The sequence below is a fragment of the Alistipes communis genome (genome assembly GCF_006542665.1).
Lineage (GTDB): Bacteria > Bacteroidota > Bacteroidia > Bacteroidales > Rikenellaceae > Alistipes > Alistipes communis.
The window spans coordinates 560,664-574,362 of record NZ_AP019735.1 but is presented as its reverse complement, the minus strand read 5'-3'; the positions used below and the strand labels follow the sequence as shown (position 1 = coordinate 574,362).

The 13,699-nt window shown below is 59.1% G+C and carries 11 protein-coding genes and 4 tRNA genes; 8 read left to right on the top strand and 7 right to left on the bottom strand.

Going from position 1 to position 13,699, the window contains the following annotated elements:
• Positions 1–85: 85 nt before the first annotated feature.
• The 4 genes from FMF02_RS02480 to FMF02_RS02465 form a co-directional block, all read right to left on the bottom strand.
• Positions 86–160, bottom strand: a tRNA-Val gene (locus FMF02_RS02480).
• A gap of 292 nt (positions 161–452) precedes the next feature.
• Positions 453–527, bottom strand: a tRNA-Val gene (locus FMF02_RS02475).
• A gap of 46 nt (positions 528–573) precedes the next feature.
• Positions 574–651 (bottom strand) — tRNA-Val (locus FMF02_RS02470).
• 17 nt (positions 652–668) lie between these two features.
• Positions 669–742, bottom strand: a tRNA-Asn gene (locus tag FMF02_RS02465).
• Between the two features lie 228 nt (positions 743–970).
• Between FMF02_RS02465 and FMF02_RS02460 the strand changes: the two genes are divergently transcribed.
• The 6 genes from FMF02_RS02460 (at position 971) to FMF02_RS02435 (ending at position 7,326) form a co-directional block, all read left to right on the top strand.
• Positions 971–2,005 (top strand): DUF1573 domain-containing protein, encoded by a 1,035-nt coding sequence (locus tag FMF02_RS02460; RefSeq protein ID WP_162502260.1) that lies wholly within the window; start codon positions 971–973, stop codon positions 2,003–2,005.
• A 21-nt stretch (positions 2,006–2,026) separates the two neighbouring features.
• Entirely contained in the window at positions 2,027–2,911 is an 885-nt protein-coding gene (locus FMF02_RS02455) for a sulfide/dihydroorotate dehydrogenase-like FAD/NAD-binding protein (RefSeq protein WP_026075067.1), read from the top strand.
• A gap of 23 nt (positions 2,912–2,934) precedes the next feature.
• Positions 2,935–4,323 (top strand): NADPH-dependent glutamate synthase, encoded by a 1,389-nt coding sequence (gene gltA, locus FMF02_RS02450; protein ID WP_141412092.1) that lies wholly within the window; start codon positions 2,935–2,937, stop codon positions 4,321–4,323.
• Positions 4,324–4,363: 40 nt separating this feature from the next.
• Positions 4,364–4,945 (top strand): lipocalin-like domain-containing protein, encoded by a 582-nt coding sequence (locus FMF02_RS13850; RefSeq protein ID WP_244611608.1) that lies wholly within the window; start codon positions 4,364–4,366, stop codon positions 4,943–4,945.
• 153 nt (positions 4,946–5,098) lie between these two features.
• Entirely contained in the window at positions 5,099–6,931 is a 1,833-nt protein-coding gene (locus FMF02_RS02440) for an AAA family ATPase (RefSeq protein ID WP_141412091.1), read from the top strand.
• An 11-nt stretch (positions 6,932–6,942) separates the two neighbouring features.
• Positions 6,943–7,326 (top strand): YbjN domain-containing protein, encoded by a 384-nt coding sequence (locus tag FMF02_RS02435; RefSeq protein WP_141412090.1) that lies wholly within the window; start codon positions 6,943–6,945, stop codon positions 7,324–7,326.
• Between the two features lie 277 nt (positions 7,327–7,603).
• Here FMF02_RS02435 and FMF02_RS02430 read toward each other — a convergent pair whose 3' ends face one another.
• Positions 7,604–8,038 (bottom strand): hypothetical protein, encoded by a 435-nt coding sequence (locus FMF02_RS02430; protein WP_141412089.1) that lies wholly within the window; start codon positions 8,036–8,038, stop codon positions 7,604–7,606.
• A gap of 191 nt (positions 8,039–8,229) precedes the next feature.
• On the opposite strand from FMF02_RS02430, the gene FMF02_RS02425 reads away from it, so the two are divergent.
• A complete protein-coding gene (locus FMF02_RS02425; RefSeq protein ID WP_141412088.1) occupies positions 8,230–9,570 on the top strand; it encodes a sn-glycerol-1-phosphate dehydrogenase in 1,341 nt (446 codons plus the stop codon).
• A 400-nt stretch (positions 9,571–9,970) separates the two neighbouring features.
• Entirely contained in the window at positions 9,971–11,584 is a 1,614-nt protein-coding gene (locus tag FMF02_RS02420; RefSeq protein ID WP_162502259.1) for a PL29 family lyase N-terminal domain-containing protein, read from the top strand.
• 87 nt (positions 11,585–11,671) lie between these two features.
• On the opposite strand, the gene FMF02_RS02415 is transcribed toward FMF02_RS02420, so the two are convergent.
• Positions 11,672–12,679: a beta-ketoacyl-ACP synthase III gene (locus tag FMF02_RS02415; RefSeq protein ID WP_141412086.1), complete on the bottom strand. Its 1,008-nt coding sequence runs from the start codon at positions 12,677–12,679 to the stop codon at positions 11,672–11,674.
• 24 nt (positions 12,680–12,703) lie between these two features.
• Complete coding sequence (gene plsX / locus FMF02_RS02410) at positions 12,704–13,630, bottom strand: phosphate acyltransferase PlsX (RefSeq protein WP_244611644.1); 927 nt, start codon at positions 13,628–13,630, stop codon at positions 12,704–12,706.
• Positions 13,631–13,699 lie beyond the last annotated feature (69 nt).

The following is a 13,699-nucleotide window of genomic DNA, read 5'->3' as shown; positions in this document are numbered from 1 at the left end:
CCGGAGTTCCGGAGCAACACAGGGTTCGCAGGGTATTCGGAAAACGAAGACCACCCCTTTGGGAGTGGTCTTCGTTTCGGATCTGTGGGAGCTGAGGGATTCGAACCCCCGACCCTCTGCTTGTAAGGCAGACGCTCTGAACCAGCTGAGCTAAGCTCCCCGATTGCGGGTGCAAAGATAGGATAAATTTATTTCTCCTGCAAGTCTCCGCTTCATTTTGGAAAGCCTTTTACGCTTCTTCCCGTTCCGTGCCACGGTTTTTCGAAAAACTTCGTCGGTTGTTGCGGGGCCGTGTCGGCGAAGAGAGGATGCCGCCGGCGTCATGATGTGCGGAGGATGTCCGACTTTTTGCCGGTCGGTTCGGTTGGCGCTTCGGTTGGGAGCGGTGGAAAACGTTGTGATCCGAACCGAAAACACCGCTTACAGCAATGTAAGCGGTGTTTTCGGGATCGTGGGAACAAGCGGATTTGAACCGCTGACCTCCTGCTTGTCGAGCAGGCGCTCTAAACCAACTGAGCTATGCTCCCTTTCATGAAAAAGCCGCTTGCATTGCTGTAAGCGGCTGCTTTCGTTTGGTGGAAGCTGAGGGATTCGAACCCCCGACCCTCTGCTTGTAAGGCAGACGCTCTGAACCAGCTGAGCTAAGCTTCCGACTCTTGCGAGTAGTGCGCCTGAACAAGGACTTGAACCTAGGACCCCATGATTAACAGTCATGTGCTCTAACCAACTGAGCTATTCAGGCATTTCGAAGAACGTTTCCGACCGCCGGAGCGATTTCCGTTCGGGGACGATTCGTCGCAGCCGAGATCGGATTTTCCTCGTTTGGTGGTGCAAATATAGAGCAAAATATATTTCCCGCCAAATATTTCCCGCAAAAAAATAGAAAAAATGTATCTTTGTCCTGCGCATTGAATCTTCGATGATGAGACGATTACCGGTTTGTATACTTTCCATTTTATTTATAATTAGCTTGTTGCCTTCTCTGGCGCAGACTCCTGCATTGTGCTTCGACACGCTGACCTGGGATTTCGGAACGGTCGCGGAGGCGGGCGGCAGGGTGACTCACCGTTTCGGGTTTGCGAACCGGAGCGGCCGTCCGGTGGTGGTGACCGACGTGGTGGCGACCTGCGGCTGTACGGTTCCGGTCTATTCGAAGCGTCCCGTGCTGCCGGGCGAGCGCTCCGAGATCGCCGTGACGTTCGATCCGATGAACCGGCCCGGACGGTTCGACAAGGCTGTTTCGGTCTTCACGTCGGAGAGCGGCGACCCGATCCGGTTGCGCATTACGGGGCGGGTGACGCCGCGCGAACGCAGCGTCGAGGAGCTCTATCCCTGCGATCTGGGCGGAGGGCTGCGGGCTGCGGCGACGAGCCATGCCTTCGGATACGTCCGGCACGCGCAGCCGCAGCGCAGCGCGATCGGCTTGGTCAACGTGTCGTCGGAACCGATCGAACTGACGTTGCGTTATGGCCGGCAGAGTGGCCGCCTGACGGCGAGCGTGCCGGCGCGGCTCGCTGCGGGGGAGCGGGCGTCGTTCGATTTCGGATACGACCTGCCTGCCGGATGCGGGGTTTACGGGACGTTGGAAGACGAGATCGGGCTGTCGGTCGACGGGGCTCCTGTGGCCGACTGGATCGTCGTGAGCGGCATTGCGGTGGATAATCCGCTCTTGTACAGCGATAATTCGGCTCCGAAGGCGGAAATAAGCGAAAATATTGTTAAATTTGGCCCGGTCAAGCGTTCTTCCGGGCCGTCGACGAAGTGGATTTCGTTGCGCAATACGGGCGAATGCCCGCTGACGGTACGGGCCGTGGAGAGCCGCGTATTCGGCTGTACGCTGCGACCGGGTGTGCGGATCGCTGCAGGCGGGGAGGCGCAGGTGGGGATCCGCCTTACGCCTTCCGACTGTGAATACGGCGTCGCGGTGGAGCGGATCCGCATCGTCACCGACGATCCCGAACGCCCGATGCTGACGGTGCGTGCGACGGCGGTGATCGAACAGTGAGCATTTATCAAGAAATAGGATATGTTTAGAATCGTAGAAAAGACGGAACTCGCGGCGGGGATTTTCCGGATGCGGGTCGAAGCGCCGCGTGTGGCGGCTTCGGCGCTGCCCGGACAGTTCGTCATCGTCCGTGCCGACGAGCAGGGCGAGCGGGTGCCGCTGACGGTGGCCGATTACGACCGCACGGCCGGTACGGTCACGATCGTGACGCAGACGATCGGCGTCTCGACGCGCAAGATCTGCGCGTTGGAAGCCGGCGACGCGCTGGCCGATTTCGCCGGTCCGCTGGGGCACCCTTCGGAGTTCGTAACCTTGTCGCCCGAGGCGCTGCGCGGTCGGCGTTATCTTTTCGTCGCCGGCGGCGTAGGCACGGCGCCGGTCTATCCGCAGGTCAAGTGGTTGCACGAACACGGCGTCGGGGCCGATGTCATCGTGGGCGCCAAGACGCGCGACATGCTGATCTACACCGACGAGATGCGTGCCGTGGCGGGCAACCTCTACATCGCCACGGACGACGGTTCGGAAGGATATAAGGGGATGGTGACGGGACTGATCCGCGAGTTGATCGACACGCGGGGCAAGCGCTATGACGAGTGCGTGGCCATCGGCCCGATGGTGATGATGAAGTTCGTGGCGCTCGCCACGCGCGAATACGGGCTGAAAACCACCGTGTCGCTCAACGCGCTGATGGTCGATGGTACGGGGATGTGCGGCGCCTGCCGGGTGACGGTGGGCGGCAAGACCTTCTTCACCTGCGTCGACGGGCCGGAATTCGACGGTCATGCCGTCGATTTCGACGAGGCGATGCGCCGTCAGGGGATGTACCGCACGCAGGAGGAGCGCGCACGGGCGATCGCCGCCGAACGCGAGGCGGGACACCGGTGCCGCATAGGACTCGACAAATAAACGAACGCTCAACGAAGGAGATCATGGCGAACAAAATACCGCGCGTGCCGGTGCGCGAACAGGATCCGGCGCTCCGTGCGACCAATTTCGAAGAGGTCTGCTACGGGTATAATCTCGAAGAGGCACGGACCGAAGCGTCGCGTTGCCTGCATTGCCGCAATCCCCGCTGCGTGGCGGCCTGTCCGGTCGGGGTGCAGATTCCCGATTTCATCTCCCGCTTGTGCGAAGGCGATGTGGCGGGGGCTGCCGACGTGATCGCCCGCGACAGTTCGCTGCCGTCGATCTGCGGCCGCGTCTGCCCGCAGGAGACGCAGTGCGAAGGGGCCTGCGTGCTCGGCATCAAGGGCGAGCCGGTGGCCGTGGGCAAGCTCGAACGGTTCGTGGGCGACTGGAACATCGGCCATGCGGCGCAGTGCGCCGCGGCGTTGCCGGCGCGCAACGGCCGTCGGGTGGCTGTCGTGGGGAGCGGGCCTGCGGGTCTGGCCTGTGCGAGCGACTTGGCCAAGATGGGTTACGAAGTGAAGATTTTCGAGGCACTGCACAAGGTGGGCGGGGTGCTGGTCTACGGCATTCCGGAGTTCCGACTGCCCAAGCAGAAGATCGTCGAGCGCGAGGTCGAGGCCGTGAGGCGGCTGGGCGTCGAGATCGAGACCGACGTGATCGTCGGGCGCACGGTGACGGTCGATTCGCTGCTCGGTGAGGAGGGATTCGACGCCGTGTTCATCGGTTCGGGTGCCGGTCTGCCGCGTTTCATGGGGATCGGGGGCGAGAACCTGAACGGGGTGGTCTCGGCCAACGAATTCCTTACGCGCGCCAATCTGATGCACGCCTACGACGCACGTTACGATACGCCGATCTACGTCGGGCAGCGCGTCGTGGTAGTCGGCGGCGGCAACGTGGCCATGGACGCCGTGCGCACGGCCAAGCGGCTCGGTGCGGAGGCGACGATCGTCTACCGCCGTTCGGAGGCGGAGCTTCCGGCGCGCGCCGAGGAGGTGCACCACGCCAAGGAGGAGGGGATCGTCTTCCGGATGCTCGCCAATCCGGTCGAAGTGCTCGGCGACGAGCAGGGTTGGGTACGCGGACTGCGGTGCGTCGAAATGACGCTCGGCGAACCCGACGAGAGCGGCCGCCGCAGACCGGTCGAGAAGGAGGGGTCGGAGTTCGACGTGCCGTGCGACGTGGTCATCATGGCGCTCGGGACGTCGCCCAATCCGCTGTTGGCGGCGACGACCTCGGGATTGGAGACGGATCGGCGGGGATGCCTCACGGCCGATGCGGAGGGGCGCACGACACGGGCGGGCGTTTTCGCCGGCGGCGACGCCGTGACGGGTGCCGCGACGGTCATTCTGGCCATGGGGGCAGGCCGCCGTGCGGCACGCGCCATCGACGAATACATCCGGACGCGATAGGGCGTAAGTTAAGGATACACCTAATTAAACGATAAAAGAGATGAAAAAAGTAGTGATGATGGCATGCGCGGCTTTGCTGGCCGTGTCGTGCGGAGGTGATAAGAAGGCCGAAATCAAGCAGATGTCGGGCTTTGTCGACGGCGGAACGTCGATGCACGTGCTGGTGGTCGATCCGATCGGCGGCGATGCCGCCCGGCAGAGTTTCGCGCTGGACGATGCGACTGATCTTAAAGAGGCTTACGGCCTGCTGGAAGGCAACGTGGTGATGGTGGATTACAAGGCTGCCGGCGAGGGCGAGATGCCTGTTGCCACGAAAGTGGCGTGCAGCAAGGATTACGCCGATGCCATCGGCCGTTGGGTGATGCCCGATCCGGTCAAGGAGGGCGAGGTGATGGGGGTCGAACTGCGAGTCGGCGGCAAGGCGCAGTCGATCAACATGGCGACGCTGCCGTATGCCTCGTGGGAGTTGCAGGGCGAGCCCGGCAAGCTGATCCTCCACGGGCAGAGCATCGGCAACGGCCAGACGATCGACGTGACCGATACGGCCGTGCTGGGCGAGAACGGAGGCGTGCCGACCCTGACGATCGAGGGATCGGGTGTCGTATACACCAGGGGCGAGTAATGCTGCATGACACGAAGGACGGGCCGACCCGGAGACGGGGATCGGCCCGTCCTTTCCGTATGCGGAGCGTCGTTTCTCCGGCGCCGGGCGGGGAGTTGGGAAATTGAAAAAAGATGCCTATATTTGTTATCGGCCTAATCCGAAGAATTACGCATGAGTATTTTAAAGAATAACGATACGTTCGCCGGCAGCTATGTCGTGCGTTTTTTTATCAAGGAGGGAAGTTGTGCCGAGACCTACCGCGTCTGCGATATTCGGGAACAGCCGTTCTTCCTGAAAATCTTCGATCTGGAACGGATTCCCGCCGCGAGGCTCACGAAAGGAGGAATGCCTTTCGAGGTGGAGATGTGCGCACGGTTGGAGCACCCGTCGCTGGTGGCCTGCCGGCGCACGGGGATCGAGTCGATCGGCGACAAACGGTACGCCTACCTGATTACCGATTACATTCAGGGCGGTCTGCTGGCCGAGCTGCTGAGCCGCGAACACCGGCTGCCAGTAGCGCAGGCCGTCGAGCTGACGATCCGTGTGCTGGAAGGGTTGAGCTACCTGCACGGTCAGGCGGAAACGTTGATTCATAACGATATAACGGCACGCAACATCATGTACGACTGCGTGGGCGATGCCCTGCTCCGGCCCCGGATCATCGATATGGGGCATCTCTCGCATCCGGTGATGGGGCGTCCCGATTTCCAGACCTCCGATCTGGAACTGTGCTATCGTGCGCCCGAAACCTTCATCGGAATCTACTCCAAACTGTCCGACCTCTTTTCGGTCGGCGTGCTGCTTTACGAGATGATCTACGGGTGTCTGCCGTGGAGCTGCGATGCGTCGAAATCGCCCTCGGAGGCGCGCGAAGAGCTGCGTGAGGCGCGCAAGGCGGGGCTTCGCTTTCCGGAGAAAGAGCCGGAGGGGATGACCGAACAGTTGCACAAGGTGCTGCAACGCGCCCTGGCGCTGATCGACCGCGACCGTTTCGGCAGTGCCGACGAGTTTATCGGGGCGCTGCGCGGCGAGGAGGTGAAGATGCCGCCTACCAAGCGCGAATCCGCTGCGCCGCCTTCGGCGAACGGCGATGTTACGACCGATGGGGAACAGCGCGGCGGAGAGGCCGAAGGCGAAGCCCCGCGTGCGACCTTCGCCAAGGGCGAGGGCAACGGTTTTGCCGACGTGGCGGGAATGGAGGAGTTGAAGCAGCTGCTGCGGGCGAAAGTGATCAATGTGTTGCAGGATCGGGAGCGGGCGCTCAAATATCGTCTGGCGATTCCCAACGGTATGCTGCTCTACGGCCCTCCGGGATGCGGCAAGACCTTCATCGCCGAGAAGTTCGCCGAGGAGACGGGATTCAACTATACGGTGGTCAAGTCGTCGGACCTGGCGAGCATCTACATCCACGGTTCGCAGCAGATGATCGGGAAACTTTTCGACGAGGCGCGTGCCAAGGCGCCGACCGTGCTCTGTTTCGATGAGTTCGACGCGCTGGTACCCAGCCGCAAGGAGTCGACGCATGCGAGTATGGCGGGCGAAGTCAACGAGTTCCTGTCGCAGCTCAACAACTGCGGCAAGAAGGGGGTCTTCGTGATCGCCACCTCGAACCGTCCCGACATGATCGACCCTGCCGTCTTGCGCACGGGGCGTATCGACCGGATGATCTATGTGCCGGTTCCCGACAAGGACGCCCGTCGGCTGCTCTTCGAGATCAACCTCAAAGATCGTCCCACGGAAGATGTCGATTGTGCCGCGCTGGCGGAGCGGACGGTCAATTTCGTGGCGAGCGACATCGCCTATGCCGTCAACGACGCGGCCATCACGGCGGCATTCGCCAATGTGCCCATTTCTCAGAAGATTCTCTGCGAAACGCTCGACTGTATGCGGCCGTCGGTCACGGAGGAGATGCTGGCCGAGTACGACAAGCTGCGCGACAAGATGACCGGCATGGAGCGGCGGGCCGCACGTACTCCGATCGGATTTAAACGACAAACCCATTAAACCTATTGCTCATGACCACACAAGAGATGATTTTCGACTACCTCAAAGTGCAGGGACTCGTGCCCGAATACGATGAGGACAAGGACATCCGATTCAAATACCAGATGCGTAATTTCGTTGTCTCCAACTATCCAGATGACAGGCAGTTCCTGCAAATCATGATGCCGTTCATCTTCGACGTGACGGCCGAGAATCGTGTCGCGGCGCTCGAAGCCTGCAACAAGATCAACCTGTCGAAGAAGATCGTCAAGGCCGTCGTGATGGGCGAAGGCGTTTTTCTGATGACCGAGGTGCTGCTGGACGAGACGCCCGAACCTTCCGTGATGGTTCCCCGTATGCTCGACATGCTGGTCGGTGCGCAGCAGAGTTTTTACGATACGCTGCGCGAGATGTAATCCGGGATATTTTTTGCCAGACGCTCGCGCCGCTCCTTTCGGGGCGGCGCGAGCGTCTGTTTTCGGAGAGCGGTTTCCGGAACCGGTTTCGAGACCGGCGGCGCCCGTGTACGGCTGCCGCGGGGAGGTGGATCGGGGACGGAGCGCGAAATGTTCCGTCCGGCTCCCTCTCTCCGCGGAACCGTCCGATTTCCCGAGCGGACTCCGCTTTGGCACGGGAGTTGCGATCATAATAGACAACTGCATCGGAATAACTACCTGATGTAGTGAGGTTTCTTCATTTATTTAAGTTTGGGTTAGTAGTTTTGGAGAAGAGCAATTCTTCTCGAAGGCGGCAGGCAATCGTGAGATTCCCTGCCGTACTTTTTTGTTGTCCTCCGTATCCCTGCCACCTGGCGATTTCGCCGTCCGGCCATTGCAGCCGGCTCAGGTAGTTGCTGCGCATTTCGGCTGCGATCTCCTCCCATGTGGGTGCCTCGTCCTGATCGGGGCCGCTTTCCGGCGTCCATACCGTCCTGTCGATTCCGGCCGACAGCCGCAGTGCCGCCGCTTCGGTGTCGGTGAAGTCGGTGATTCCCTCGAAAACCGCCTTGTACGATTGCCGGCGGGACGATTTCGAGCCGGTCGGCGAGACGAGGGCCGTCGGGTCGGGACGTTGCCTGTCATATATATAATTTAAGGTGCGCCTTCCCTGCGATGCTTCGTGCGGCACGGGTATTCCGACCGATTGTTTTTCCTTTTCTATACTGTTCGGTGACAAAAGCAACGGATTGAGAGGTGAAAGAAAACAAAATACCTGAATATGGGGATGAAAAATAAAGAAGGCCGTTGCGGATATGAAATTAATTTTCTAACTTTGTGAACACAATCCGATACGATCGTTAATATAATACATCATAAGAAATGAACAAAGTTGAAAGTGCCTTGCAACGGACGACGGACACCAAAGCGCTGGTTATCGGCAGCGACGCCCTGCCCCGTTCGGCCGAGATGTTTAAGGAGTTGTTTCCCGGGAAACGGGCCATTATCGTGGCCGACAAGATCACTTATCCGCTGGCCGGTGAAGCCGTGAAGAACTATTTCGCCGCGGCCGGTATCGCGCAGGACGAACCGCACGTATACGGTTACGACGATTCGTTCGCCGAGTGGACGTATGTCGAGGAGTTGGAGAACGTGCTGAAAAAGACCGACGCTATTCCCGTGGCCGTGGGCTCGGGCGTCATCAACGACCTGACGAAGCTGACGGCGCACCGTTGCGGCCGTCGTTACATGTGCGTTGGCACGGCCGCCTCGATGGACGGTTATACGGCCTACGGCGCTTCGATCACTTATCAGGGTAACAAGCAGACGTTCGACTGTCCGGCGCCCTACGGCATGGCCCTCGATCCGCGGATCGCGGCTAAGGCCCCCAAGGCGATGTCGGCGTCGGGGTATGCCGATCTGATCGCCAAGATTCCTGCCGGCGCCGACTGGATGATCGCCGATGTCGTGGGATCGGAGGCGATCGACCGCTTTGCGTTCGATCTGGTGCAGGACGGTTTGCAGGAGGCGTTGAGCGATCCCGAAGGGGTCTACAACGGCGACGTGAAGAAGGTGGAACAGCTGGCCGAAGGACTGCTGCTGAGCGGTTTTGCCATGCAGGCCGCCAAATCGAGCCGTCCGGCGTCGGGCATGGAGCACCAGTTCAGCCACTTCTGGGATATGGAGGATTTGGAGTTCGAAGGTAAGCACGTGTCGCACGGCTTCAAGGTCGGCATCGGTACGCTGGCTTCGACCGCTTCGCTCGAACTGCTGCTCGCCGCACCGATCGAGTCGCTCGACATCGATGCCTGCGTGGCCAAGTGGAAGTCGTGGGAGGAGACCGAGAAGGAGATACTGCGTATCTTCGACGGGAAACCCGGCTTCATCGACCGCGCCCTGACCGAGACCAAGAACAAATATGTCGACAAGGAGGGGCTGCGTCGGGAACTTACGGCCTTCAAGGCCGCATGGCCCGAGCTGAAAGAGCGCATCCGCAAGCAGATCATTCCCTTCGAAGAGGTTCGCCGTCGCCTGAAACTGGTCGGCGCTCCCTACGAGCCGGAGCAGCTGGGTGTTTCGCGCGCCCGCTTCCGCGACACGTTCGCCAAGATTCCCTACATGCGCAGCCGTTTCTCGAATATCGACATCGCCTATCGCTGCGGGTTCATGGACGAGTGGCTCGAACGGCTGTTCGGCAAGGGCGGTATCTGGGAAGTAGAGTAGCACGCTGCCTCCTCTCCGGCTGCGACGGATCGACGGCCGGAATACGGCTTCGAAAGGAGCCGGAGGAGACGATAAAATTCATAATCACTTATGAGTTTTCTTTAATAGTTTTGTTTGGATTAATTGATGGGAAGCCGGACGCTGTGAAGCCTCCGGCTTTTTCGTTCGAATCGATTTTTGGCAGGGAGAGTACAATTTGTTCGGAACATGCTTATCTTTGTAAGACATTAGTTCCTTATAATTAAATTAGTTAAGCTATGAGAAGTTTTACAGAGATTCGGAGGGGGGGGGATTTCTCCGCTCGCTCGCTAAATCTGCGATCTGCTGTGCGGTGATCGTGTCGCTTTCGACCGTTGCGGGATGCAGCGATGATTATGACGATTCGCAATTGCGCGGCGATTTGAGCGAACTGTCTGGTCGTGTCGAGAAATTGGAACAATCGGTGGCGAAGCTCAACGGCGATTATACCGCATTGTCTGGAATCGTCGATGCGTTGGAGGGCAAAGTTTACGTTTCGAAGGTCGATCCCATCGCCGACGGTTACCGGATCACCTTCTCGGACGGAACGACTGCCGAAATCAAGAACGGAGCCGCCGGAGCTGCAGCTCCGGTGATCGGAATCGACAAAGATACCGACGGTCTCTATTACTGGACGCGCACGATCGATGGAAAGACCGAATGGTTGCTGAACGAGGAGAATGAAAAAATGCCGGTATCGGGAGTTACGCCGGTGATGGGCGTGGATGCCGAGGGTTATTGGACGATTAGCTATGACGGCGGGACGACCTCTTCGCGTGTGGTGGACAGCGAAGGGAATCCGGTGGCGGCATTGCAGGATACCTCTTTTTTCGAAAGCGTCACGTATGACGACTCCTATGTCTACATCACGCTCAACGACGAAGCCGGGACGGTGATCAAGCTGGCTAAGGGTGCGGATTTCTATCTGAGCATCAAAGGCGCTGCGGCACTGGCCGATTTCTCCTACGGCCAGACCAAGAGTTTCGAGGTCGAGTCGAAGGGCGTGATCAAGTATACGATCACCAAACCCGACGAGTGGAAGGTCGCCTATGCCGACGGCAAACTGACGGTGACCGCTCCGACTGCCGAGCACGCTTCTTGCGCCGATTCGGAGGGCGAGGTGTCTATCGTCTATTTCGGTCCCGATAATGCCGGTTCGATCACGACGTTGCGCGTAGCCGTATTGGAGGCTCCGAAGATCGGCGATTATCTCTACTCCGATGGGACATGGAGCGACGGCGGTCTGATCAGTATCGGATCCGATGGACTCAATCCCGTGTGGGCGGAGGAGAAACCGGCTCCCGTCGAAGGGAAAAGCGTCGTAGCGATCGTCTGCCAGACAGCGTCGGATCGTATTGCGCAGAGTGAGAAAGATGCAGGTTACACGCACGGATATGCCGTAGCCGTGCGCAGTGCCCATGGGACGGACAAGGTGACGACATGGTGGTCGTCGGATGTGAATTTCGATTGTCTGAAAGGTGCGAAGCTGCCGTCGACGTGGTATGAAAATGTCAACGGATATGTCGAAACGATGACGGTTCGAGATACCTACGGTTCCAATATTACGATGATGCCGGCTTTCGATTGGACGATCAACGGTTTCGGCTTGACTGCACCTGCGACGACCAGCGGTTGGTTCCTGCCCAGTACCGGCCAGTTGTGGGATATGATCGCCAATCTCTGCGGAGGCGGTGTGGCTTCGACCATGAAAGAGTGGCAGACGTCGACCTATCGCGTGGATTATGGATATTGCAGTGCAACGGTCGGTTACGATGTGCTGGCACGTTTCAATTCCACGATGGAGAAGATTCCGGCCGATGCGAAAGAGGAGTTGGTCGTCGACGATGCGGGACATCCCTTCTGCTCGATCTGGGCTTCGACACCGTTCGATTCCGAAGCGGTCTGTATCGTCGAGATCGGTACGAAGGGTATGATCGAGTTGTATATCAATTGGTATGATGCCGATTGCGCCGCTCGTCCCATTCTCGCTTTCTGATCGGAGATACGGTGATTCCGAAAAAAAAGAAATGGACGTCTTTTATAAAAAAGATGTCCATTTCTTTTTTCGGCTTGGAATTGAAACCTATTTCGCGGATTCGCCGTCGTAGGCCCATTTCACATAGACCGATCCCCAGGTGTAGCCGCCGCCGAACGAAGCGAGGATGAGTTTGTCGCCCCGCTTCAATTCCTTTTCGTAGTCGTAGAGACACAGCGGAATCGTCGCTGCGGTGGTGTTGCCGTAGCGGTCGATGTTGATCATACATTTGTTGCGGGTCAGCCCCATGCGGTTGGCCGTAGCGTCGATGATGCGCAGGTTGGCCTGGTGGGGTACGAGGTAGCGGATGTCGTCCGAAGTGAGGTTGTAGCGCTCCATCATCTCGACCGAAACGTCGGCCATGTTCGAGACGGCGGCCTTGAAGACGGCCTGCCCGTCCTGCGTGATGGTGTGCCAGTTGTTGCGGATGGTCTCTTCGGAGGCGGGATAGCGCGAACCGCCGGCTTTCATATAGAGGTGGGGTGCTCCCGTACCGTCCGAATGGAGAATATGATCGATGACGCCGTAACCTTCTTCGTCGGGTTCGAGCAGTACGGCCGCAGCGCCGTCGCCGAAAATGGGGCAGGTTTTGCGGTCGGTGTAGTCGACGATCGACGACATCTTGTCCGCACCCACGACGATCACCTTCTTGCAGGTTCCCGTTTCGACGAATTTCGAAGCGGTGGTCAGTGCGAAGAGAAATCCGCTGCAAGCGGCGGATACGTCGTAGGCGAATGCCTTTTTACAGCCTGCTTCGCCTGCGATGAGGTTTCCCGTCGAAGGGAAGAACATGTCGGGCGTGACCGTCGCGCAGATGACGAGATCGATCTCTTCGGGGTTCATGTTTTTCTTTTCGAGCAGATTCCGTACCGCTTTGACGCCCATGTACGAGGTGCCGAGCGCTTCGCCTTTGAGGATATGGCGGGTCTTGATGCCGATGCGTGTCATGATCCACTCGTCGGAGGTATCCACCATACGGCTCAGTTCGTCGTTGGTAAGGAGATAATCCGGGAGGTAAGCGCCGACGCCTGTGATTGCAGCTCTGATTTTTCCCATCTATGAAGTAAGTTTGTTGTAAGTTTAATCGGTGAATGCAAGCCGGAGTTTCTCGGTCAGACCGGCCTTCGCGGTATGTTCCGTGGAGAGAATCATGCTCCGGATCGCAAGGGGCGAGGAACAGCCGTGCCCGATGATGACCGGAGCACCGACGCCCAGCACCGGCGTACCGCCGACGTGTTCGTAGTTCATCGCTTCCCAGAATTTGTTGTTGTTGCCGCCCAGCGCGTTGTTGATGCGGTAGAGCCCTTCGGCCATTTTCAGGATGACGTTGCCCGTGAAACCGTCGCAGACGATCACGTCGGCGACCTTGCCGGAGAAGATATGCGAACTTTCGACGTTGCCGACGAAATTGAAACGGCCCGAAGCCTTCATCATTTCGTGGGCCGCCTTGGATTGGGCGTTGCCTTTGGTCTCCTCCTCCCCGATGTTGAGAATCGCCACGCGGGGATTGGGGATCCCCAGCACGCTCTCGGCGTAGATCGAGCCGATCAGGCCGTACTGGTTCAGCACTTCGGGCTTGCAGTCGACGTTCAGACCCACGTCCAGCAACAGGGCGGGGCGCCCCGCTACCGTCGGTACGAGCGACGAAATGGTGGGGCGGATGATTCCGTCGATCGGTTTGATGACCTGCATCGAACCGACCATCATCGCACCCGTGCTGCCGGCCGATGCGAAGCCCTGGATGGCATCCTTGGCCAAGTGTGCGAATCCGACCGTGATGCTCGAATCCGCCTTTTGCTGGAATGCCTTGGCGGGGTGGTCGCCCATCTCGATGACTTCGGTCGTGGGAACGATCTCGAAACGGTCGGCCGGGCAACTCTCTCCGGCGAGGATCGCCTCGATGCGCTCCTTGTCGCCGAAGAGTACGATTTTGCTGTCGGCGCCGATCTCTGCGGATGCCATGACGGCTCCCTTTACGGCGGCTTCCGGTGCGAAGTCGCCGCCCATAGCGTCTAAACCAATCTTCAACATAGCTTCAGTCTTTGGTTTGTAATGGTCTGCGGTACAAAAGAGCGC